General features: G+C 60.6%; 21 protein-coding genes. 3 read left to right on the plus strand and 18 right to left on the minus strand.

What is annotated here, in order from left to right; genetic code table 11:
- Positions 1–91: 91 nt before the first annotated feature.
- Both AC2FJZ_RS01690 and AC2FJZ_RS01695 read left to right on the plus strand, forming a co-directional pair.
- Positions 92–553 carry a rhodanese-like domain-containing protein gene (locus tag AC2FJZ_RS01690; RefSeq protein ID WP_496775912.1) on the plus strand — a complete coding sequence of 154 codons (462 nt, stop codon included), beginning with the start codon at positions 92–94 and terminating at the stop codon, positions 551–553.
- Positions 550–1,374, plus strand: coding sequence for a CE1 family esterase (locus AC2FJZ_RS01695; protein WP_496775859.1), 825 nt, complete (start codon positions 550–552; stop codon positions 1,372–1,374). Before AC2FJZ_RS01690 ends, AC2FJZ_RS01695 begins: the two co-directional genes overlap by 4 nt.
- Here AC2FJZ_RS01695 and mdoH read toward each other — a convergent pair whose 3' ends face one another.
- The 13 genes from mdoH to cbiE all read right to left on the minus strand — a co-directional run bounded on the left by mdoH (position 1,375) and on the right by cbiE (position 16,081).
- Positions 1,375–3,246 carry a glucans biosynthesis glucosyltransferase MdoH gene (gene mdoH, locus AC2FJZ_RS01700; protein ID WP_496775860.1) on the minus strand — a complete coding sequence of 624 codons (1,872 nt, stop codon included), beginning with the start codon at positions 3,244–3,246 and terminating at the stop codon, positions 1,375–1,377.
- Entirely contained in the window at positions 3,243–4,742 is a 1,500-nt protein-coding gene (locus AC2FJZ_RS01705; protein ID WP_496775861.1) for an OpgD/OpgG family glucan biosynthesis protein, read from the minus strand. Before AC2FJZ_RS01705 ends, mdoH begins: the two co-directional genes overlap by 4 nt.
- Positions 4,739–5,956 carry an OpgC family protein gene (locus tag AC2FJZ_RS01710; RefSeq protein WP_496775862.1) on the minus strand — a complete coding sequence of 406 codons (1,218 nt, stop codon included), beginning with the start codon at positions 5,954–5,956 and terminating at the stop codon, positions 4,739–4,741. Before AC2FJZ_RS01710 ends, AC2FJZ_RS01705 begins: the two co-directional genes overlap by 4 nt.
- 28 nt (positions 5,957–5,984) lie before the next feature.
- Complete coding sequence (locus AC2FJZ_RS01715; RefSeq protein ID WP_496775863.1) at positions 5,985–7,355, minus strand: tetratricopeptide repeat protein; 1,371 nt, start codon at positions 7,353–7,355, stop codon at positions 5,985–5,987.
- A 179-nt stretch (positions 7,356–7,534) separates the two neighbouring features.
- Positions 7,535–8,719, minus strand: a complete 1,185-nt coding sequence (locus AC2FJZ_RS01720; protein WP_496775864.1) for a CaiB/BaiF CoA transferase family protein — start codon at positions 8,717–8,719, stop codon at positions 7,535–7,537.
- A complete protein-coding gene (locus AC2FJZ_RS01725) occupies positions 8,706–10,325 on the minus strand; it encodes a thiamine pyrophosphate-binding protein (protein WP_050603327.1) in 1,620 nt (539 codons plus the stop codon). Before AC2FJZ_RS01725 ends, AC2FJZ_RS01720 begins: the two co-directional genes overlap by 14 nt.
- Positions 10,326–10,404: 79 nt before the next feature.
- Complete coding sequence (locus AC2FJZ_RS01730; RefSeq protein ID WP_496775865.1) at positions 10,405–10,863, minus strand: DUF302 domain-containing protein; 459 nt, start codon at positions 10,861–10,863, stop codon at positions 10,405–10,407.
- An 80-nt stretch (positions 10,864–10,943) separates the two neighbouring features.
- Positions 10,944–11,687, minus strand: a complete 744-nt coding sequence (gene cobF, locus AC2FJZ_RS01735; RefSeq protein WP_496775866.1) for a precorrin-6A synthase (deacetylating) — start codon at positions 11,685–11,687, stop codon at positions 10,944–10,946.
- A complete protein-coding gene (cobA, locus tag AC2FJZ_RS01740; protein WP_496775867.1) occupies positions 11,680–12,408 on the minus strand; it encodes a uroporphyrinogen-III C-methyltransferase in 729 nt (242 codons plus the stop codon). Before cobA ends, cobF begins: the two co-directional genes overlap by 8 nt.
- The gene (locus AC2FJZ_RS01745) at positions 12,405–13,721 is read right to left on the minus strand and encodes a cobyrinic acid a,c-diamide synthase CobB (RefSeq protein WP_496775868.1); all 1,317 of its coding nucleotides are present in this window, start codon (positions 13,719–13,721) and stop codon (positions 12,405–12,407) included. Before AC2FJZ_RS01745 ends, cobA begins: the two co-directional genes overlap by 4 nt.
- Positions 13,714–14,508: a precorrin-4 C(11)-methyltransferase gene (gene cobM, locus AC2FJZ_RS01750; protein ID WP_496775869.1), complete on the minus strand. Its 795-nt coding sequence runs from the start codon at positions 14,506–14,508 to the stop codon at positions 13,714–13,716. The genes AC2FJZ_RS01745 and cobM overlap by 8 nt, the downstream gene beginning before the upstream one ends.
- A complete protein-coding gene (locus AC2FJZ_RS01755; protein WP_496775870.1) occupies positions 14,505–14,885 on the minus strand; it encodes a cobalamin biosynthesis protein in 381 nt (126 codons plus the stop codon). Before AC2FJZ_RS01755 ends, cobM begins: the two co-directional genes overlap by 4 nt.
- Positions 14,882–16,081, minus strand: a complete 1,200-nt coding sequence (gene cbiE / locus AC2FJZ_RS01760; RefSeq protein ID WP_496775871.1) for a precorrin-6y C5,15-methyltransferase (decarboxylating) subunit CbiE — start codon at positions 16,079–16,081, stop codon at positions 14,882–14,884. Before cbiE ends, AC2FJZ_RS01755 begins: the two co-directional genes overlap by 4 nt.
- Between cbiE and AC2FJZ_RS01765 the strand changes: the two genes are divergently transcribed.
- Positions 16,080–16,826: a cobalt-precorrin-6A reductase gene (locus AC2FJZ_RS01765; RefSeq protein ID WP_496775872.1), complete on the plus strand. Its 747-nt coding sequence runs from the start codon at positions 16,080–16,082 to the stop codon at positions 16,824–16,826. The two genes, cbiE and AC2FJZ_RS01765, sit on opposite strands and share 2 nt — an antisense overlap.
- Here AC2FJZ_RS01765 and cobJ read toward each other — a convergent pair.
- From cobJ to cobN, 5 genes are read right to left on the minus strand one after another with little or no spacing between them, the layout of a single operon-like run.
- Positions 16,817–17,581, minus strand: coding sequence for a precorrin-3B C(17)-methyltransferase (gene cobJ, locus AC2FJZ_RS01770; protein WP_496775873.1), 765 nt, complete (start codon positions 17,579–17,581; stop codon positions 16,817–16,819). The genes AC2FJZ_RS01765 and cobJ overlap by 10 nt on opposite strands.
- A complete protein-coding gene (locus AC2FJZ_RS01775; protein ID WP_496667373.1) occupies positions 17,578–18,306 on the minus strand; it encodes a precorrin-2 C(20)-methyltransferase in 729 nt (242 codons plus the stop codon). Before AC2FJZ_RS01775 ends, cobJ begins: the two co-directional genes overlap by 4 nt.
- The gene (locus tag AC2FJZ_RS01780) at positions 18,303–18,932 is read right to left on the minus strand and encodes a precorrin-8X methylmutase (protein ID WP_050603336.1); all 630 of its coding nucleotides are present in this window, start codon (positions 18,930–18,932) and stop codon (positions 18,303–18,305) included. Before AC2FJZ_RS01780 ends, AC2FJZ_RS01775 begins: the two co-directional genes overlap by 4 nt.
- Positions 18,932–20,053 carry a ferredoxin-like domain-containing protein gene (locus AC2FJZ_RS01785; protein WP_496775874.1) on the minus strand — a complete coding sequence of 374 codons (1,122 nt, stop codon included), beginning with the start codon at positions 20,051–20,053 and terminating at the stop codon, positions 18,932–18,934. Before AC2FJZ_RS01785 ends, AC2FJZ_RS01780 begins: the two co-directional genes overlap by 1 nt.
- On the minus strand, positions 20,050–23,343 hold the full coding sequence (gene cobN, locus AC2FJZ_RS01790; protein WP_496775875.1) for a cobaltochelatase subunit CobN: 3,294 nt from the start codon (positions 23,341–23,343) through the stop codon (positions 20,050–20,052). The genes AC2FJZ_RS01785 and cobN overlap by 4 nt, the downstream gene beginning before the upstream one ends.
- Between the last annotated feature and the right edge of the window lie 2 nt (positions 23,344–23,345).

Genomic DNA, 23,345 nt, shown 5'->3' on the forward strand with positions numbered 1-23,345 from the left:
TGATCCTGATCAAAGGTTTAAAGGCATTCGTTTCCGGCCACATGTGCTAGATCAAGGGGCGTCGAACAGGAGGCAACCGGTGACCGAGCAAATGAACCGAACCCGAAGATGGGTGTTGATTGGCGGTGGTGTTGCGCTCGCTGCGGGGTTTGCGATCCGGGAAATTCGGTTGATCCCTGAAGATCACGGTGGTGAGCGGATCAGCGTTGAAACGGCGCATGAACAAGCCCGCAAAGGACGCATCCTGTTGGTCGACATACGAACGCCGCGTGAATGGCGCGCCTCGGGCATTGGCGAAGGTGCGGCGCCTCTGGATATGCGGCGCGAAGACTTCGTTGAGGCATTGCAGCAGATGACCGGTGGTCAACTGGATGCGCCAGTGGCGTTAATCTGTGCGCGTGGGGTGCGCTCAGCGCGTTTGAGCAACCAACTCATAGCGGCCGGTTTTACTCAAATCATTGACGTGCCCGAGGGTATGCTGGGTTCAGCCGCTGGCCCAGGTTGGGTCAGGGCCGGACTGCCGGTTCGCAAATTTAATGAGGATGCAGGATGATCCGAACACTCAGTCTGGCCGCACTTGTTGCTGCAACCGGACAGGCCGCATGGGCGGGTTGTGCTGGTCAGGAGACAGTTTGTGAAACGCCGATGGGCGCGTATCACATCGAACTGCCCGATGAGGGCAATACACCTATGGTCCTGTTCCTGCACGGTTATGGCGGCAGCGGATCGGGGACGATGCGCAATCGCGCGATGGTCGAGCCGCTGTTGGAACGTGGTTATGCGGTCATGGCGCCTGAAGGTCTGGAGCGACCGGATCGGGGCGGCACCAAAAGCTGGAACTTCTATCCCGGCTTTGGCGAACGGGACGAAACCGCCTTTCTGACCGAGGTCGTGCAAGATGCCGCAGACCGGTTTGGCGTCGATCCCGACCGCGTCCTGCTGGGCGGATTTTCGGCAGGGGGATTCATGGTCAACTATCTGGCCTGTGAGGCTCCTGACACGTTTTCCGCGTATGTGCCGGTGTCCGGAGGTTTCTGGCGTCCGCACCCCGAGGTTTGCGAAGGTCCGATCCGCATGTTCCACACCCATGGCTGGACAGACAATGTCGTGCCTTTGGAAGGTCGCTTGCTGGGCGGCGGGCGTTTCCAGCAGGGTGATATCTATGCTGGGCTTGAAATTTGGCGCCAAGCCAATGGCTGTGTCGATCACAAGCCCAGCGGCTTCAGCACCACGGATGATTTCATGCGCCGCCGCTGGACCGGATGTACCGAAGGCAGCGCGTTGGAGTTCGCGCTGTTCCCCGGCGGTCATACTGTGCCTGCCGGTTGGGCAGACATGATCGTCGATTGGTATGAAGGGCTTGCCGGCAGCTGATTATTCTGCTGGGGTCATGTTGCCTTTGCCTTCGACCAGCCGCTTAAGCTCATCCCTGTACACGCGAGCCGAACGGGTGATAGCAGGCTCGCTGAAGTCTTCCCGCATTCCGACCATCTTGCGTGCAGCGCCTGCCGAGACGCCGCTGAGCGCAGATAGCGGGATCGCCAGTGCGAGGCTGATGGCAATCGGAGCCAGCCAGATCGACACCAGACCGGACAGGATACCAACGCTCAGCGCGACACCGCTGACGGTTTCAAGGGCATGGCACAGGATCAGCGTGTGCAGACCATACGTGCCGCCGTCGCGGGCCTGAGGCGACCAGCCACGCTGGATGCCAAAGGCCGTACGGAAGACGGCGATCATCTGCTGGACCATCAGGATCGGTGCATACAGGATCGACAACAGCACCTCAGCCAGAAACGAGGTCAGGAATTTGCGCCCGCCGCCGAAGTCCGAAAAGTGCACACCGCTCAGTGGTAAAGCCAAAACACCCAGCACCTTGGGGGCCAGAAGCATGGCGTACATGACCAGAATGATCAGCACATGCCGGGTTTCCGACATCTCTGGCCATTGCGGGAACAGAGGGTTGTCAGGGCTGAAGTAGTGCAGGACAGATGCGTCCTGACCCTGACCGATCAAGGCCCACATCAGCAACAGCGCGAACCACAGGGGGGACATCAGGTATCCGACCGCGCCATGAAACATGTGAAAGCGCGACACGGCGCGGAACCCGGTCGAGCCCAGCAGCTTCAGGTGTTGCAGGTTGCCCTGACACCAGCGGCGATCCCGCATGGCGTGATCAATGAGGGTGGGTGGGGTTTCTTCGTATGACCCACGAATGCGCGGCAGGAAGCGCACGGCCCAACCGGCGCGGCGCAACAATCCGGCCTCGACAAAATCGTGGCTCATGATCAGCTTGTCCTGACCGCTGATTGAGCGCAGCTTGGGCAGACCGGCGCTGGTGGCAAAAGCCTTGGTGCGGATGATCGCGTTATGGCCCCAATAGTTGCCCTCTTGCCCGCACCAACGCGCCAGGCCTTCGGCAAAGGCGATGCCGTAGACGCCATTGGCAAATTGCTGCATCCTGGCAAAGACCGATTGCGCGCCAATGAGTTGCGGATAGCTTTGGATCAGACCCGCACCCGGATCACGCGCCAGCGCATCGGTCAGGCGATAGATCGCGCGACCGGTCATCAGGCTGTCGGCATCCAGTACCAGCATGGCATCCCAGTCTGCACCCCAACGGCTGACCCAGTCGGCGATATTGCCCACTTTACGGTCAGTATTCTGTTCGCGGCGGCGATAGTAGAGCTCCAGCCCCGGGGCTAACGTGGTGCGCAACGCCTCGACGCTGGCTTGTTCCTGTGCCGCAATCTCGGGATCGCGAGTGTCCGACAAAATGAACATGGCATAGTGGTGCTGACCACTGCGCGTCTGCAAATCTTCAAGCATGGTACGGGCGTTGCCCAGCACGTTCCACGGAACCTCGTTATAGACCGGGGTCAACAGGGCCACGCGCAGCGGCTGCGCGCGGTGACTTTTTTGGGGGCGATCCTGCTTGGACAGGGACACCATACCCAAAAGCACCGTGCAGACCGTGAAAGAGATCCAGAAGAAGTTGAACGAGATCAACGCCAACAGGATCGCTTCGACCAGGTTAATCCCTTCGGCGCTGAACCAATCGCTCATCACCCAGAGCAGACCCAATGTTGCCGCCATCGCGGGGGAAAACGCCAACGCACGCCAAAACCCGGCAGACGACGCGCGGCTGCCCGACGGTGCATCCGCATCCCGGAACCGCGCGCCAAAGTTCTGCGCAGGCATCGCCAGAGGGGCCTCGGGCGGCATGATATGCAGATCGCGGCTCATGTGGTCCAACGATATAGCCAGACCTCAGAGGCAGGCTGTTTGTCTTTCAGCAATTGCGCACGCAGCTCAACATGATTTCGCTCGCCCGGTTCGAACGAGAAAGCCAGTCGCAATCCACCGGTATCAGGATTGCGTTGCAGAACCCCGTCCGAGGTTTCGGCATGAGGCGAGTCAACAAAGATCGAGATCGCATCGATGTCCTCGAACAGCTCGCTGTGTTCAAAGTCGATAACGGCCAGACGACCCTCACCAAAGGTGTTTTCGCCCATCGCGGTGTTGATTACCCGCGGCATCGGCGTACGCTGGGGTTCTTCCCCCCAGATCAGGCGATAGGACAGGTCGACCTGACTGCCAGCGGCATAGGGCTCAGCCGGGCGCCAATAGGCGACGATGTTGTCATAGATTTCCTGATCTGCCGGAATTTCAACCAGCGTCACGGTGCCTTTGCCCCAATCTTCCTTGGGCTCGACCCAAAGGCCCGGACGTTTGTGATAATTGGCCTCAAGATCTGCGTAATCCGAAAACTTGCGCTTGCGCTGCATCAGGCCAAAACCGCGCGGATTCGTGTCAACAAAGGACGAAATTTGCAGCCGGGTCGGGTTGGCCAACGGACGCCACAGAACCTCGCCCGCGCCGTTGCGGATCAGCAGCCCATCGCTGTCGTGAACAGCAGGGCGGAAATCGTCGAACCGGCTGTGATTGGTCTGGTCGTATAGGAACATTGACGTTCCCGGCGCAATGCCCACATGGGGCAGCTCTTCGCGCGGGAACAAGGTTGCCTCGACATCCATGATGCAATCTGCACCCGCCGTGACGTTGAACCGATAGGCTCCGGTCACGCTGGGGCTGTCCATCAGGGCATGCACAACCATATTGCGCTGACCGGGTGCGGGGCGTTCCAGCCAGAAGCGGATGAACTCCGGGAATTCCTCGCCATCCGGATCGCCGGTTTTCAGGGCCAGACCACGCGCGGACAGGCCATAAACCTCGTGCAAGCCTATGGCGCGGAAATAGCTGGCCCCTTGCCAGACGCAGAATTCATCTGTCTTGCCGGGGCGGTGCATCTCGGTCCGAAGGCGCAGGCCCGAAAAGCCCAGCGTGTCATCGATAGGCAGTTGCGGCACATCTTCGGACTTGTCGAACATGTCCAGATCGAAGGCGACCGGCGTAGCCATGCCATTCTCAACCGTTTCAACTTTCACGGTGCGCGGGAAATACAAACCCGGTGTGAAGAAATCGACGTTGAACGGCGTCTCGGTTTCGTACCACAGCGCCCGGTCCAGCCGGAACCGGATCGAGCGATACTGCTGATACGTCAGGTCCTGCCATTCCTGCGGCACCATCTCGCGTTCTGCATAGGGACGGCTGGCCAGATCGCGCGCCATCTCGATCACATAGTCGCGGTCAAATGGCACCTCACCACCCGTTGCATAGGCAGACGGGGCAAGGGCCAAGGCGGTCGTCGAGATGAGGAATGCGCGACGGGTAAAGTTCATTTCTTCGATTTCCAGGGTTGTGACTTGAACCACGCGGCCAGATAAGCCACGCCGATGATCATCGCAAAGCCAATCATGTTGGCGATAAAGACACTGGCAACATCCCGCCCAGATTGGTCAAGCGCGACACCGATCAACCGGGCTGCGGCCATGGAAAACACAAAAACCGCAAGGGATTGCTGGCCGACCTTGGTGATAACCGCCAGCAGTGTTTGCCAGATGCGTGCGCCCATACTGTGACCTGTTGCGATCAGGCGGTGACCATGCTCACCCGCTGCGACCCAACCCAGATAGGCCAGTGACAGGAAGTGGACATAGCGTAGAAGGCCGAATTCCGTTTTGCCACGCAGATCCTCAGTCAAGGGCCAGCCCGGAAGGATCGTTGCGCCAAGATCGGGCGCGGCGGTGTTGATCCAGGTAAAGACCTTCCACGACCCAAACGGAGCCGACAGGACGACAAAGGCAATTGCAACCCAGGTCAGGGTTTTAGAAACGGGTGGGGCGGGAATCCAACCGCGCATGAACGCGAACCCCGTGAAGAACAGCAGTTGCCAGCCAAACGGATTGAAGAACCACTGACGGTTTGACCATGGCTCGGCCGGCAATGCCAGTGCGCCGGTCTGAGCGACTAGCCAGATCGCCACGCAAACCGCCGCCATAAGCCAAAAGCTGACGCGGTAGAGCGCCATATAAAGCGGCATCAGCGCCAGGACCACCAGATACATCGGCAGGATGTCAAAGTAGTTAGGCACATAGGTCAGCGTAAAAATCCCAACCATCTGCGACGCAGGATCGTTGAAGAAGTGCTGCAGATTCAGGGATGAGACATAGGTTTTCTCGAACGCACCGGTCTGATCCAGCGCGGCCATGGTCATGGCCACAAAGAAAAACAGGCAGATATGCGCCCAGTAGACCTGCCAGATACGGAAGGCGACACGTGCTGTCCCCATCCACCATCCCTTGCGTAGAAACGCACCGCCAAAGGCAATGGCCGAGGCCATGCCCGAACAGAACACAAAGATCTCGGTCGCGTCGGAATAGCCGAACCGCGCAGGTATCCACTTGGCCCAGGGATCATTGGGGATATGGGCGATCAGAATGATGAACATCGCGATACCGCGATAAAAATCCAGCCGTGGGTCACGCGTGCGGGCAGGGGCTGCGGCAGGGGCCGCAGCGCTTACAAAATCAGAAGCGGGCGATATGGTCGCCATACGTTCTCTGTCCTTCTTGGTCTTCTTGTTATTCGGCGGGGACGCTTTGAACGTCGCCGCTGTCACGGGCCGCGTCGATCAGGGCGCGGCGCGCGATGGCATAATTGTCTTCGCCTCCGGCACGTTTGGCGCGGCGGTCGTCCAGAATACGTTCAACCGCATCAAGTCGCCCGGCGCGCAGGCCGGAATCGATGGTAATGCGTTCAAATACATCACGTTGCGCATGGCTGCCACCGGCCAGTTGCATTGAACCGCGCGCTGCCAGCAGATGATCAAACGCCGTGCCATAATGGCCGTCACCAAAGGCTTCAAGGCCCATGGCGGCTGCAACTCCGGGATCGGCCATGCGGCGGGTCGTATCGTCATTGGCGCGCGCCGCATCCGTGTTCATGCGGCTCAGCATCTTGGTAGTGGCATCGGTGCGATTGTCACCGGTCAGCGCCAGAAGGTAATGCAGATCGGCGAAGATGAGGCAGCCATCTTCGGTGCGTGCGGCGCTCAGGTCAGCCAGCTCTTCCCAGCGATTTCCGACATTTACGCCCTCAAGCTCAAGCCGCATCAACAGCGAAGTGCCGTTCGAGATGTCGCGGTAATCGTCCGTTTTGTCCTTGCGGACATGATTGTCATACAAATCCATCACCTGATCGACCTGACCCAGATCCAGATGCATAAGCGCCTTATGCCACCAGACGTGATAGCGGAAGTTGTTGCAATGCGCCCACGCGTCTTCTCGTCCGGCCAGCCAGTCAAGGCCCAGCTGCGCGTTGCCGGTCATCTCATGAACGTGGGCCACCGCGTGCAGACCCCAAGCATCGTCAGATACCATCCACAGCGCCTGACGACCTGCGATCTCAGCTTTTTCATAAGCGCCGGTTTCTTCCAGCGCAAAGGAGTGGCAGCCCAGCAGATAGCCCCGGCCCGGGTGGTCAGGTTCATAGGCAGGCATCACGCGTTCGATCGAGCGACGCATCCCGTCAGCATCACCCAGAACAAAGCGGGTTGCGTGGCTGAGTTTCATCGCCAGCGTGTCCTGCGGATGATCACGCAGAATCGCCTCGAATTTCTGTGCGGCCCGAGCCTGTTGGCCCGCCAAATACAGGGCCAGCGAATCCACATAGAGACGCTCGCGCGCTGTGATGGGCTGACGTTCCATCGCTGCGTTGGCAGCAGCCAGCGCGTCGACGGCAACCGCCATCATCTCGCGTCGCCCAAGCAGAGCCATGAACAGACCCTTGATCGCATGGCCCAGTGCGAAGTCGGGCTCAAGCTCCAGCACTTTGCCCAGATGTTGGGGGGTAACGGCGGCATGGGCCATGAAACCAAGCAGAACACCATTCCAGGCATCGACAGCAGCCGGCTGGGTCAGGGTGTTCATCTGTCCAAAAACATCTTGTTTCATACTTGGGTCCAATCTGATTGCGATATTTGACACTGTTCGATGTAACAGAGTGTGCGAGAGGGACGTAACAGTATCGACCCTGCTCTCGAATTGGTGAAATGACGTGTGTGTAAAAGACGAAAAAAACCGCCGATTCAAGGGCATGTTTCAGCAACTTGCCGCCTAAATGTGCAAGTATTTCAATCCTCGAACGGGTTTTCAGCGCTCAGAACGGCCTCGGTATCCGCCCCGCAGACCGGAGGGGCGCTGCGATATGTTACAGGCGTCCTCGACAGGTTCAGGGGATTCCCGATCAGGTTGACCTGACCCGGCTGGGCCTGCATTGAGATCTGCATCTGTCGTGCGGCTACCTGTTCGGTGTCAAACACCTGATCCAGCGTCTGAACCGGGCCAACGGGCACTTTGACTGCCTCGAGACCAGAAATAACGGTCTGCGTGTCCAATGCTTGCACTGCAGGTCGCAAAGTGGCGTTCAGCGCGTCCCGATGCTCCAGTCGGGCTGGATTGGTCGCAAATCTGGGGTCGTCGGCCAGCTCGGGATTATTGATGAAACTGCAAAGCTTTCTGAACTGACTGTCATTTCCGACCGCGAGAATCACGTGCCCGTCGGCGGTTTCATACACATCATAAGGTACGATATTCGGGTGCCCGTTGCCGCGTCGCTGCGGGACACTGCCCGAGGTCAGATAGTTCACGCCTTCATTGATCAGCCAGGCAATCTGGGCATCCACCAGCGCCAGATCGATTTGCTGGCCCTCACCGGTCAGGTCACGGTGGCGAAGTGCGGCAAGAATACCGACGCTCGCGTACATCCCGCACATCACATCTGCGATGCCAACACCCACTTTCATCGGCGCGCCCTCGGGATCGCCGGTCAAAGACATGATCCCGCCATAGCCCTGCGCCATCAGGTCATAGCCGGGCTTGCTGGAATTGGGCCCGGTCTGGCCATAGCCCGAGATCGAGCAGTAGACCAAACTGGGAAACTCTTGCGACAGGGTGGCATAATCAAGCCCGAACTTCGCAAGCCCACCGGGTTTGAAGTTCTCGATCAGGATATCCGCGTGTGACGCCAGTCGCCGAATCTCAGCCTGACCTTCAGCCGTGGCGATATCCAGCGTGACGGATTTCTTGTTGCGGTTGGCCGACATGAAATAGGCACTCAGGTCCGAGCGGTTGCCCTCGGCATCCGTCACATAGGGTGGGCCCCATTGCCGAGTGTCGTCGCCGCCGGTAGCGGGATTTTCGATCTTGATGACGCTTGCGCCCAGATCTCCCAGCAACTGCGTGCAGGTGGGTCCTGCCAAAATGCGGCTAAGATCCAGAACCTTGACGCCCTTCAGGGGGCCTTCAGATGCGGCCATCATAGCCTCCACGCTCAATTTCAGCAGCAATGACGGTAAATGTCTCGGCTTTTACAGCAGCTTCCAGCGCTGCGCGCAACTCGGCCCGGTTGCGGACTGTGTGGCCGTTTCCGCCAAAGGCCCGGCCCATGGCCGCGAAATCATGATGGCCAAAGTCCACGCCCTTGTTGCTCATCTGTCGCTGGCGTTGTTTCAGCTCGATCAAGGCAAGGCTTGCGTCCACGAAGACCAGAAAAATCGGGTTGCCGCCCATTTCGGCTGCAGTCGACAATTCCCCGGCCACCATCAGAAACCCGGCATCGCCTGAGAAGCTGATGGCCGGGCGCTGGGGTTCGGCCAGTTTCAGACCAATGGCCATCGGAACCGCGCAGCCCATTGTACACAGCGCCGAAGACTGGATCAGCCCGCGTTCTTCGCTGCACTCCCACATCTGGCTCAACAGGATACGATGCGCGCCGCTGTCAGCTGTTGCCAGCGTTTCAGGCGGCAGAACCGCCCGGGTTTCGGCGATGACAGCCGCAGGTCCCCAGTCTTCATCACTGGGAAAAGCCTCTGCCAGAGCAGCTTTGACATGCGAGGGTTCGCCACTTGGCCAAGTCGTATGGGCAGGGTTGCCCTTTGCGATGGCTTCCAGCGTTTCGCCCGTATCGGCAACAAGGTTCAAACCCGCCTGATGCATATAGTGATCATTGACGACGGCAGAGATATCGATGACGCGCTTATCCTCGGGATCCCAGATCTCGCGCCAGCCGGGGCGCATTTCGATAGGATCATAGCCCAGGCACAACACCAGGTCGGCCTGTTCGATCAAAGGAATCAGATGTTTGTCGGCCAGCGGCGACAGACCGGCCGCGCCCAGACACAGGGGATGATCTTCAGGCACCACGCCTTTGGCTTTGTAAGTGGTCACAAACGGAATGCCAAAATGCTCCACGAACGCCTGCACCACGCTGCGCGAGTCGTCATAGAGGACATCCAACCCGATTATGGCGACGGGGCGCTTGGCCTCGGCCACCCACCGGCGGGCTTTCTCCAGACACTCACCCCCAGGGCTTACAGGTGCGACCTTTGCAAGGCGGCGGTGTTTCACGCCGGTCACAGGCGTATCTGCAACCGAGATTGGTACATCGACATGAACTGGGCCGGGGCGTGGCTGCATGGCCAGAGACACCGCCTTGTCGGCGACAACATCCGCGCCCTTGGCGGTCAACGTGAAGGTCCCTTTGGTGATCGAGCGATAGACCCGGCTGTGGTCCATTACCTGATGCGTATAGGTCAGCGCCTCGTCCGCGTCGACACATCCGGTCAGAACGATCATCGGCACCCGGTCCTGCAACGCGTTCGCCACCACATTGATTCCATTCATTGCGCCCGGGCCTAGCGTGGCCACCAAAATCGCTGGTGCCCCATCGCGGTGATGCACTGCCTCGGCCATGAACCCGGCAGAGTTCTCATGCTTGGTCAGATGAAAGGTAATCCCCGCCTTTTCCAGCGCATCCACCAACGTCAGAACCTCACCCCCGGGCATTCCGAAAGCGTGGCGGCACCCCGCTTCATACAGGCGTTGGGCCAGAAGATCCGCGGCGCGGGGCGAGGGGTCCTGCATCAGTCATGCTCCGAAATAACCGTTTCGAAGCAGATTGCGGAGGACGCCCCTGGACGCAAGGCGGTTCACGCCAGTGTGACTATTTGACTGCGTCTTCGGCGACAGATTGAAACTTTGTGTCAAGTTCTGTGGCGATATTCAGCAAGGCTTGCCCACCTTCCGATGCATATGGGGCAAAAACAAAGCTGGGAGTTTTGTAGGACAGGGTGGCGGTTCCGTCCTCATTTTCGGTGACATAAAAGCGGATCGGCGCTTCGATCATCGCATTGGTCGATGTCGCAAGGACCCGCACCGCGTAATCATTGTTGAAGGCCCCAATCACCCGGTTGCCCGGTATGGTGATCCCGCGCGCGGCAGCAGCCTTGGTGGGACCTGCCTGTGTCACGACGATCAACCCGTTTTCCTTGATCGCGGCCTTGGTGGCGTCGACCAGTTCGGCATAAGGTTTGTCTGTCGGATGCACCGCCCAGCCTTCAAGGGCGTCTTGCGCCCAGACAGGCAAAGCGATCAGGGCGAGCAGAGGGATGAAAGTTTTCATCAACGCATCTCCGATTCCTAGCTGAGAGTGTGCCAGACCTGAACGTATCGCGCAGTCACAAACCCGTGTGCTGGGCGCAATTACGCGGCGCGCTTTTTCAATAGATAAATATCCATGATCCAGCCATGATCCGCTCGGGCTTTGGCGCGGGTGTCCAGGATTTGCTGGGCGACCTGATCTAGAGGGCCGCTGATCAGCAGTTCTTCCTTCATACCCACATAGGCCCCCCACCAGATGTCAAAATCCGCCATTTCAAGGGATTGGAATGAGCATTCTCCATCCAGCATTACGGCGACTTTCGAGGCGGTTTCAGGCCATCCTTCATCCCGGATACGACGCCCGGTTGTTACAACGTAGGGCGCACCCAGATCATTGATCGGGATCGCGTGGGCAGCTGTCAAAGCCTGCAGGGCAGTAATACCGGGGATCACTTTTGTGTTGGGCTTGGGGTCCAGCCGTGCCGCGATGCGCAGCGAACTGTCATAAAGCGACGGATCCCCCCAGATCAGCAGCGCTACGGTCCGTGCCTCCGGGTGGGCGTTCATCACCTCCTGCCAGCGCAGGGCAATGGCGTCGTGCCAGTCGTCAACACCGCGAAGATAGCCGTCATCCGCTCGTCGCGTAGGGATGTCGAAATAAGCGATCTGCGGCGGGGTGTTTGCCACCTGCGCAATGATCTCTTCGCGCAGACCGGCCAGATCAGCCTTGTTTTCGCCCTTGCGCGGGATCAGGATCAGATCCGCCGCCCGGATGGCCTGCGCACCCTGAAAGGTCACATGCTCCGGGTTACCGGTACCGATGCCGATCAGGCTCAGATCAATCATCTTCGAACTCCGCCAGCGGGCCATAAAGGATCAAGGCCGGGGCTTTGCCGATCTCAGATTTCAACTGCTCCGCCAAAGCGCCGATGGTGGCGCGATGCAGCTTTTGATTCGGGGTCGAAACGGATTCTGCCATCAAAGCCGGAGTGTCCAGCGGCAGGCCATGGGCGTTCAGCGCATCGACCAGCAGCGGGAAAGTGCGCTTGCCCATGAACACCACAGTGGTCGCTTGAGAGTCGGCCAAAGCAGCCAGGTTCAGATCGTCAGGCAGTTCACCACTGACGTCATGACCGGTGACAAATTGCACCCGTCGCGCGGTCAGACGACGGGTAAGCGGAATACCTGCCGCCGCTGCCGCCGCAATGGCAGATGGGATGCCCGGAATGATTTCATATTCAATTCCAGCTTCGCGAAGGGCCACAAGTTCTTCTTCCAAACGCCCGAACATGCCGCCATCGCCAGATTTCAGCCGTACCACATGTTGGCCAGTCTGTGCATAGTCCACCAGCAACCGGCTGATATGGTCCTGCTTGGGCGAGGGGCGACCGGCCCGTTTCCCCACGCCCACAAGATCCGTGTCCTCGCGCGCGTGGCTCAGGATTGGCCCGCTGCTCAGGTCGTCGAAAAGAACGGCGTCGGCTTTTTGCAATCGGTCTACGGCCTTCAGCGTCAGCAGGTCCGGATCGCCGGGGCCCGAGCCGATGAAAGAAACAAAGCCGCTCATGCCGAGGCCTCAGCGATCAGGTGAAAGAATGTGCCGGTGACATTGCCGCGCACCGAGCCGGTCTGCGGGCCTTCTGCGCCTTCTGCATCAAACACACGCGCAAGCGGTGCATCAGGTTGGCCCACGATTGAAGAATAGTGGAACTCATGCCCGCGCAGCGCAGCGCCTTCGGCAAATCCGGGCATAGGGGCAAGAAGCTCGGCTTTGCGATAGCCCAGGTTGAACTTGCGTTTTTGATAAGACGTCACCAGTCCCAGCAAACCCGCCATTTCATGCTGCACGCCATCCTTGTCGATCAGCGCTGTCCCGAGCGTCATATACCCACCGCATTCTCCGTGCACCGGCTTTGTCTCTGCATGTTTGCGCAGACCCGTGAGGAACGTGTTCGCAGCGGCCAATGTGCCGGCGTGCAGTTCGGGATAACCACCTGGAAGCCAGACCAGATCGGCATTTGCCGCAGGGGCTTCATCGGCCAGTGGCGAGAAGGGCATGATCTCGGCCCCGGCCGAGCGCCAGCCTTCCAGCAAATGCGGATAGGTGAACGAAAACGCTGCGTCCCGAGCCAGTGCTACCCGTTGAGCAGGGGGCGGCGGCAGCGCGGTTGACGACGGCCCAACAGGGCCCGAGGAAGCCGCCTGTTTGATCGCATCCAGATCCACATGTTCGCGCAGAAACGCGGCATAACCCACAATAGCGCTTTCCAGATCAGGGTGTTCGACAGCTTGGATCAATCCCAAATGCCGCTCGGGCAGGGTCAGATCACCACGACGGGGCAGCACGCCCAGCACCGGCAGTCCCGCGCGTTCCATCCCTAGCCGGGTCAAACGCTCGTGCCGGGGGCTTGCGCAGCGGTTCAGGATTACTCCGGCAAAGGGCAGATCGGGGTTGTACATCTTGAACCCCAATGCCGTGGCCGCTGCGGATTGAGCCTGACCGCCCACATCCAGAACCAGCACCACAGGCCACCCCATCCGTGCAGCAGTCTCGGCGCTCGACCCATGGCCCAGCTCTCCGGGTTTGGCGACACCGTCGAACAGACCCATCGAGCCTTCGGCCACAACGATATCTGCACCTTCGGCCTGAGCAGAGATCGCGTTTAACAGCGGATCGCCCATCGCCCAGCTGTCGAGATTGAACGAGGCTCGCCCTGCCGCCGCTCGATGGAACGCCGGGTCGATGTAGTCCGGGCCGCTCTTGAATGGCTGCACGGTCAAGCCGTCTTCGGCCAACGCGCGCAAAAGGCCCAGCATGACCGTTGTTTTGCCGGTGCCTGACGATGGGGCCGAAATCAGAATGCCTGGGGGGTTAGTCATCACCGTGACTCCAGCTGGACCACGGGCTGTCGGTGCTTTGCGGGCGATAGCGGCGATCATAATCCTTGGAATACAGGCAGCTTTCATCGAAGCCCTCACCTGCCAAGGCCGGACCCACCATGATCAACGCGGTGCGCGCGATGCTTTCGTCCAGCGAGTCCTTCAGCGTTGCCAGCGTCGCGCGGATGATCCGTTCATCCGGCCAGCTGGCGCGGTAGACCACGGCCACCGGACAATCTGCACCATAGGCCGGGGTAAGATCGGCGATGACCTTGTCCAGATTGCCGATCGACAGGTGGATGGCGAGAGTCGCTCCAGTACGGGCGAAGTTCTCCAGCGTCTCGCCTTCGGGCATCGTCGATGCGCGCCCCGGTGTCCGGGTCAGAACGACGGATTGTGCGATCCCGGGCAGGGTCAGTTCAGTACCCAAGGCCGCAGCGGCCGCGGCAAAGGACGGCACGCCGGGGGTCACGCTGACAGGGATGCCCATCTGTTTGAGGCGGCGGATCTGTTCACCCATCGCCGACCAGACCGACAAGTCGCCGGAATGCAGGCGCGCCACATCCTGACCCGCTTTGTGCGCAGCGTCGATCTCGGCCATGATCTGATCCAGGTCCATGGGCGCGGTGTTCACGATCTTTGCGTCCTCGGGGCAATGGCCCAGGATCTCTTCCGGGACCAGCGAACCTGCATAGAGGCAGACAGGGCAGGATGCGATGATATCGCGCCCGCGCAACGTCAACAGGTCGGCGGCGCCCGGTCCGGCACCGATAAAATGAACGGTCATGTTTGTCCTCCGATGGCTATGGCGCAAGTCGCCAGCCGGTCGTCTGAAATTTGTCTGGGTGAGAGCAGCCGCGCGCCCAAGCCAAAAAGCTCTCCGGCGGCAGCCAATGCGGATGCTTCGGCCACACTTCCGGTGCCATAGGTGGCACGGCTGCGGGTCGAGCAGGTGAGGGTGCGTTGATCCGCCAGGTCGGCTGCGGCAACGAAATGCAAGGGCAGAGATACCTCTTCTGCAAAGAATGTCAGCGCAGAATGGCCTTCCTTGTCGGCAACGGTTGCCAAGGCTGTGACATCATGGTTCGCAGTTGCCACTTCAAATGCTTTACGCAAGCTGTCGGCTGTTGCAGCAGAAGAGAATCCAAGGCCAGCGACGATCATAACGTCACGCTCCACTGCACAACCGGGTAGGCGGATTTCCAGCCACGCCTTGGTCCCAGAGGGGCAGATTGCGCAAGCTCGATTCGCAAAAGGTCACCGCCCAAATCTTCGTGCCATCGTGCTAGCAGGGCCTCGCTTTCCAATGTGACGGCATTGGCGACAAGGCGCGTGCCTTTGGGAAGCGCATCGCGCAGCCAGGCCAGCAGGTTGGCACTCAACCCTCCACCGATGAAAACGACATCCGGCAGCTCCTCGTTGAACAGCGCTTCTGGCGCGGTTCCGTGCACGACGTTCAGACGATCCTGCCCCAATGCATCGGCATTGCGGCGGATGCGCTCTGCCCGGTCAGCGCGGGGTTCGAAACATGTCGCTGACAGGGTCGGATCACACATCAGCCATTCGATGCTGATCGAACCTGTGCCGCCGCCGATATCCCACAGATGCTCACCCCTTTGAGGAGCAAGCGTTGAAAGGGTCAACGCGCGGATGGGCCGTTTGGTGATCTGCCCGTCGGTTTCAAAAATGTCGTCCGGTTTGCCAGACGCTTTGGACAGCGCGGGACCTGCACCGGTAACGTCCAGTCCAACGCAGACGGGATGGTCGAACGTGCCCAGAAGGGCTTCGGTCAGAGTGACGGTCTGAGAGCTTTCGCGCGGACCGCCGAGCGCCTGCATCACATGAAGGGACGAGTCGGCAAAGCCGGTTTCAGTCAGGTATGTTGCCAGTTCCGCCACGGCCTTTCCGTCGCGCAGCAACAGAATCGCCCGCAGACCCGGGGCCAGATGCGGCCGCAGTCGGGTCAGGGGGGCAGCGTGCAGGCCGAAGGTCAGCGTACTTTCCAAAGGCCAGCCCAGACGGGCAGCGGCAAGCGAAAAAGTGGATTGGCCGGGCAGGGCGGTCCATTCTCCGGCGTCGAAATTGCGTGCAACGACTGAACCTGCGCCAAACCAGAACGGATCGCCCGAGGCCAGAACAACGGTCTGTTTTCCGCGCAAACCTTGCAGGATCGGCAAGCCATCTGAAAACGGCACCGGCCATTCGATACGATCTGCTCCGGTTTCGGGCAGCAGCGATAGGTGGCGCGACGGCCCCATGATCACTTCGGCCCGGTCCAGCACTTGACGGCTTGCAGGTGACAGGCCATCAAGCCCATCTTCGCCCAGTCCCAGAACTGTCAGCCACGGAGCATCAGACATGTCCAAACTCCTGATCCCCAATGTGCTGATCCTTGGCGGTACGACCGAGGCCAACGCTTTGGCCAAAGCCGTTGCCGAACAAGGGGTTGCGGCTGTGTATTCCTACGCCGGACGTGTGGAAAGCCCACGCCCACAGCCTTTGCCAGTGCGCGTTGGCGGCTTCGGCGGTTCGGAAGGTTTGGCCGAGTACATCCGCAAAAACGCCGTTACCCATGTTGTGGATGCGACCCACTCGTTTGCGGCCCAGATGAGCCGGAACGCGATTGAGGCGTGTCGGACAACGCAGACGCCTCTGGCCGCTCTGACCCGCGCGGCGTGGACGCCGCAGCCCGGCGACACCTGGCATCACGTCCCGGACATTGCAGCGGCCGTCGACGCGTTGTCCGGCGACGCCCAGCGCGTGTTCCTCGCCGTTGGCCGTATGCATCTTGAAGACTTTGCCGCCCAGCCCCAGCACCATTACCTGCTGCGCCTTGTAGACGACCCCGAAAGCCTGCCCCTGCCGAATGCCGAAGTTGTCGTTGCCCGTGGGCCATTTACCGAAGCTGAGGACCGCACGCTGATGCTGCGCCACGGCACGCAGCTGGTTGTGTCCAAAAACGCAGGCGGCTCGGGCGCGCGGGCCAAGCTGGACGTGGCGCGTGCCTTGGGCCTGCCCGTGCTGATGATCGACCGCCCGGTTTTGCCGCAGCGGACCGAGCTTTCGAGTGTCGCGCAGGTTCTGGACTGGCTGTCTCATCCCTGATCCTTATCAGGGGTAAAGCGTGGGGTGTAGACGATTGGTGCGCCGTTGCGTTCGATTACACGGGTGCGGGATGACCCCACAATAACCACCGTCTGCATATCGGCCATCTCAGGCGTGGCTTCGGCAAGTGTCGAAATCCGGATTGCTTCATCTGCCCGCGACACCGCGCGAGCGAACAAAATCAGGCGCTCTGGTTCACATTCTTCGCGCAGGATTTCCAGTGTTTTTACAAACCCTTCGGGGCGAGACTTCGAGCGTGGATTGTAAAAGGCCATCGAGAAATCGGCCTGCGCTGCCAGACGCAGACGTTTTTCGATCAAAGCCCATGGTTTGAGGTTGTCGCTGAGGTTGATGGCGCAGAAATCATGCCCCATCGGAGCGCCCGCACGGGCAGACGCGGCCAGCATCGCAGTGATCCCCGGCAGCACATCAATCTGAAGATTGCGCCACTCCTCAGGACCGCTCTCTATCGCCTCGAAAACGGCTGCGGCCATGGCAAATACACCGGGGTCCCCCGAAGACACCACGACAACTTTCCTGCCGTCGGCTGCCATTTGCAATGCGTGTTGCGAGCGGTCGATTTCGACCCGGTTGTCACTTGCGTGCAAGGTCAGGCCGGGGCGTTCGGCCACACGCGCCACATAAGGAATATAACCCACCACGTCGGTGGCTTCGGTCAGCGCCGACGTGACTTCGGGCGTCACCAGTGCCTCATCACCCGGTCCCAGCCCTGCAATCTTGACCCAACCGCTCATGGACGCCGTCCCTGACCATGCACCACGATGATCGAAAAGTACGGGGTGATCTTTTCGCAGGCCTCTGACAGTTTGGTCACTGTCTGGTTGGGCATCTGCGCAAATTCGACGATCCACGCCCTGTCAAAAAGACCTGAGGTCTTCAAAGCACGTTTCACCTTGTCGATGTTGCGCCCGATCTTCATTACGACCAGCGCGTCGGTTTGCGCCATACGTTCTGCCAGAGTGTCTTCGGGCAAAGTGCCAACCAGCACGGTCAGTACATCATCACCCCAGGTGATAGGATCACCAGTCGCGGTCCAGGCACCGGACATGCCGGTGATGGCGGGCACAACCTCGACCGGGGTCTGTTCGCGCAACCGGCTGTAAAGATGCATGAATGAACCATAAAAGAACGGATCGCCCTCGCACAGAACCACAACATCCTCGCCCTGCTCGGACAGCGCTTTCAGATGGGCGGTACAATCTTCATAGAACGCAGCCAAAAGTTCGTTGTAGCGCGGATCAGTGACCGGAATCTCGGTGGTTACCGGGTATTCCATCGGAAACTCAACCGCGCCTTCAGGAATCATACCGTTTACGATCTTACGCGCCTGACCGCTGCGGCCCGGTTTTCGGAAGAAGGCCACATGCTTGGCGTTGCGCAACAGGCGATCCGCCCGAACGCTCATCAGGTCCGGATCGCCGGGGCCAAGGCCCACACCGTATATGGTACCCATGCTCATTCTGCCCGGCTTGCGATGGCGTTAACGGCCGCCACTGTGATGGCACTGCCACCCAGTCGACCTTTGACAATGCAGGACGGCACCGGTTGGGCCTCCCACAGCGCATCCTTGGATTCGACGGCGCCAACAAAGCCGACCGGGCAGCCAATGATTGCTGCAGGGCGCGGGCAATTTGGGTCTTCCAGCATGTTTAGCAGATGGAAAAGGGCTGTTGGCGCGTTGCCAATGGCGACCAGAGCGCCTTCCAGATGCGGACGCCACAGTTCCAGCGCAGCGGCGGAACGTGTGTTGCTCATCTCGGCGGCCAAAGGGCGCACGCGGTCGTCATGCAATGTGCAGATCACTTCGTTATCGGCGGGCAGGCGGAAGCGGGTGACGCCTTCGCTGACCATGCGCGCGTCGCACAGGATTGGCGCGCCGTTTTCCAATGCCGTGCGGGCAGCCGACACAAAGCCGGGTGAGAAATGCACGAACTCTTCCAGCCCAACCATCCCGGCGGCATGGATCATTCGAACGGCGACCTGCTCTTCATCAGCTTCAAAACGGGCCAGATCAGCCTCGGACCGGATGGTGGCAAAGCTTTCCTTGTAGATCGCCGCGCCATCGGTTTCATATTCATAGGGCATCAGGTGAAGTCCATGGTCATAAGTGTTTCGGGGTCGAGCCCGCGCTGGCAGGGCTCATCCCCTGCGCGGCCCTGTTTTACAAGATCAAATCGTCCGTTTGCGCCCACCAATGTAATGTCGGCGGCCCCCATCCGGGCACATCCCTTGGCGCAGCCCGACACATGCAGGCGCCCGGGCACGTGCGAAGCCAAGGCGCGGGCGATGTCGCGGGTTTCCACCTGAGCCTGCGGGCAGAACGGGGCACCGGGGCAGGCGTCGGTGGTCATCAGCGGGTCGGTGCCATCCGAGACAAACTCCGGGGCAGGTATCGCCGCGCCGCCTTCCAGCAGGATCAGCCGCCACGGGGTGACACGCAGGGCAGTCGCGCCGCTATCGTCAATCAGATCATAAAGCTTGCGCGCCGGCAGCGACCCAAAAGCCGCGCCGTACAGAGCGCCGAGTTCGCACGGGCCGGGTTGCAATTTTGCGCCGACAGGGCCGGGCGGGTTTCCTTGCCATTCCTGCGGCAGCGCGTCGACGACCCGCGCCATGCGGCGAGCCTCGGGCGTGTAGGTCTTGGCAAACCACCGTGCCAAAGCGATGACGTGGTCAATCGCGTCACTCTCGGTCACACGGCGCCCAGTTTCGCAGCCGTCTGCACGCAGGATCAGGCCGTCAGCATCGGTTTCCAGACGAATATCCGCTGAGTCCGCGCTCAAAAGCCGCGCGGGGCCGGTGTCGATGGCAAAGCCGAACTTGGCGGGCAGGGCGGGCAGCTCTGCCAATTGGTCGATCAGGTCCTGCGTCAGGCGCGCGGTCAAATCGCCCGCCTGATACAGCGGAGTGACCAGAATATTGCGTCGCACCTCAATGCCGGGCTCCGCATCCAGCAGGTTCAGCGCCGCAAGCTCCTTGAGCAGCGGCTGATGGTCATAGTCCTCCACGCCTCGCAGTTGCAGATTGGCCCGATTGGTCAAATCGATCGACCCGTTTCCAAACCGATCGGCAAGGTCGCACAGTCCCAGCGCTTGGTCGGCCTCCAGCCGTGCCAACCGGGGCCTTACCCGCACGACCAGCCCGTCGCCGGACATCATCGGGCGGTGGGCACCGGGGCACCATCCCTGAACAACGGGCGCGCTCATGTCAGACCCTCCAGATCCGCCCGGATCGAGTTACGGCGGGTGTTCCAAAGTCCGGCCTCAAGCAACGCACGGAACCGGTCCTGCATTGCTTGATGGGCTTTGGGATTGGCCTCTTGCAGGAAAGCGTCCACCTCTTCGTTGCCCAATGTAGCATCATGGTACAGGTCGAACAGGTGCGGCGCGACCGTCCCGGACAGATGCGCGAACGAGGCCATGTGATCCAGCGTTGCGGCGATTTCAGCCGCGCCCCGGAAACCATGCCGCTGCATCCCGGCGATCCAGACGGGATTGGCGGCGCGGGCATGGACGACTCGGCTGATCTCTTCCGGCAGGGTTCGGGCGCGGGGGTTTTCAGGGTTGGTGTTGTCCAGATGGTAAAGCTGCACGCTGCCGCCCGTGATCTTTTTGGCTGCGGCAAAACCGGCCTCATGTGTGGCATAGTCATTGGCCAGCAGCAGGTCGGTCTCAGTCAGATCCTGCAGGTGAACAAAGCTGTCGGCATTTGTAACGCGCTGGGTGATGCCGTCCTTGTCTTGCTCAATGTGCTCGCCTTCCAGCGCGAAGGAACTGGCCTCTAGCCATGCCTCGCCCGCCTGCGCGCGCGCTTCTTCGGTATAGACCTCGGACAATTGGGTCATGTTGACGCCATAACTGCCAGGTGCCGGGCCATAGACGCGGGCCGAGGGGTCCTGACCTGCATAAGGGTTCCAGTCGGGTGCTTCGTCGCGCGCAGACAGCGCACGGACGGCTTGACCAAAAAGCGCTGAAAGGGTTGGGAACACGTCTCGGAACAGGCCCGAAACGCGCAATGTAACGTCCAGACGTGGGCGGCTGAGATCGGTGATCGGCAGGACTTCGATGCCTGAAACCCGCTCGGACCCTTTGTCCCAGACCGGCTTGACACCCAGCAGATGCAGCGCCATCGCGAACTCTTCGCCCGCAGTGCGCATAGTGGCTGAGCCCCACAGGTCGACGATCAGCCCTTTGGGGTAATCGCCTTCTTCTTGCAGATGGCGGCGTACCAACTCCTCAGCCAGTTTGACGCCCTGCGCATAGGCCGCGCGGGTCGGAACCGAGCGTGGATCGGTTGTATAAAGGTTCCGTCCGGTAGGCAGCACATCCGACCGCCCGCGATAGGGGGAACCAGATGGGCCAGCTTCGATCCGCTTGCCCGCAAGCGCGTCGATCAAAGCGCCACGTTCGGCTTGAGCAGATGCTGCCGTGTCGAAATTGCCCGTCACCTCGGGCACCCTGCCAAAGATATGCAACCCGTCTCCGAACTGACTTTCCTTGATGTCACAGACAAAACGGTCGATCCGGGTGATCGCCTCGGCGGTGCAGGTGGCCTGATCAAGGCCAAGATCGCTTTCCAGCCCGATGGCTTGCGCTTCGTCCCGGATATCTTCTTGCAAACGGTCCCGGCGTTTGGGGTCAAGCCCGTCTGCATTCGAGAATTCATCCAGCAGCGATTCCAGCCGCACCATCCGGTCCGGTGTACCGCTTTCCTTCATCGGCGGCGGGATATGGCCCAGCGTGACGGCCCCAATTCGGCGCTTGGCCTGCGCAGCTTCGCCGGGGTCATTTACGATGAAGGGGTAGATTACCGGCAGGTCGCGGATCAGCGCCTCGGGCCAGCAGTCGGCGGATAAGGCAACCGATTTTCCGGGCAACCATTCCAGCGTTCCGTGGGCACCGATATGGATCAGCGCATCTGCGCCCAGACCTTTGCGCAGCCACAAGTAAAACGCGACATAGCTGTGGCGCGGCGTGCGTGACAGGTCGTGGTAGTCGTCATCGCGGAGTTCGGGCGTTCCGCGTTCTGGTTGCAGCGCGACCAGAGCTTTGCCCCGGCGCAGGGCTGTGAAGTGAAACGCGCCATCATCGAAGGCGGGATCGTCTTCGCAATTGCCCCAAACCGTTTGAAGGTCGGTTTGCAATTGTTCCGGCAGTTTGGCCAAAGCGTCCAAATACCCTTCCAGCGGCCAGGAAATCCGGGCGTCTGGCAACGTCTCGGAAATTGGTTCCGCTGGTGCGGTTTCATAGCCTTCGCTCTGAAGATCGAACAGCATTGCCTCGGCAGAGGCCAGTGCGTCCAGGCCCACGGCATGGGCCATCTGCCAGTCTTTGCCGGGATAGGTCGACAGCACCAGCGCAGGGATCTGATCCGCCTTCGGTTTGTCGCTCAGACTCAGCCAGCCTGACACCCGGTCGATGATGGCTTCGATCCGTTCCGCCTCGGCCCGGTGGGCGAAGCGGGAATATTCCAGATGTGGGTCGCGTTTGCCTGGTTCCTTGAACGAGGCGATGCCCGCCGAAATTCGTCCGTCTACCTCGGGCAATACAACATGCATTGCCAGGTCAGCGGGCGAGAGGCCTCGTTCCGCCTCAGCCCAGGCTTTGCGGCGCGAGGTGGCCAGAGCGATCTGAAATACCGGCACGTTGGCGGCGTCCAGCGGGGAAGTGCCCGACGCACCTTTGCCGGAAAAAGACGTGGCGTTGATGATCGCAGCGGGGGTCAACGTCCCAAGAGTCTCGCGCAACCAATCGGCTGCTGCAGGTGCCTTGAGGGACGGCGCGTACAGGCCCACTGCCGCGAACCCGCGCGCGCGCAAGCTGCGGATCAGAGCTGCGACAGGGGCGGTGTCGGCCGACGTCAGATAGGCGCGATAAAACGTGACGACGATACGTTTCGCGTCCCCTTCGAACGCAGTGTCCGCTGGAATCACGCCGCGATCCGGGCACCATGCCCCGCATTCGGGCAGGGTCTTCGCGCCCATCACCGGCCCGGCATAAAGCCCGGCTGCCAAGGCCATCTGTGCCAATGCGGCTTGCGCCGCGACCTCACCACCAGTGTCGCACAGATGGGCCAGACGGCGCAGGGTTGAAACGGGCAGGGTGGAATAGTCATCCAGCCGCGTATCCTCGCGCCCATCCGCTGGCAGCACGGCTAGCGCGATGCCTTTGGCCTGCGCCAGTGCCAGAACCTGCTGCAAGCCGTACGACCAGTAAGGCACGCCGCCAATCAAGCGGATCAGAATACCCTTGGCGCAGTCCAGCGTCTGCTCGACATAGGTGTCGACGGACAGTGGGTGCTTGAGCGCCGTCAGGTTGGCCAGTCGAAGCGTCGGCATCCGCCCCTCGGACCCGCCACCGCGATGCCATCCCGCCGCGAAAGCGCCGAGGTCACTGTCCGAGAAGGACAAGACAACCAGATCCGCCGGGCTTTGGCCCAGATCGGTTGGGGTCTCGGTTTCCTCGAGCCCATGGCTTTCGCGGAAGACGACGTGCATGG

The organism is Ruegeria sp. CDSA079, from assembly GCF_059612245.1.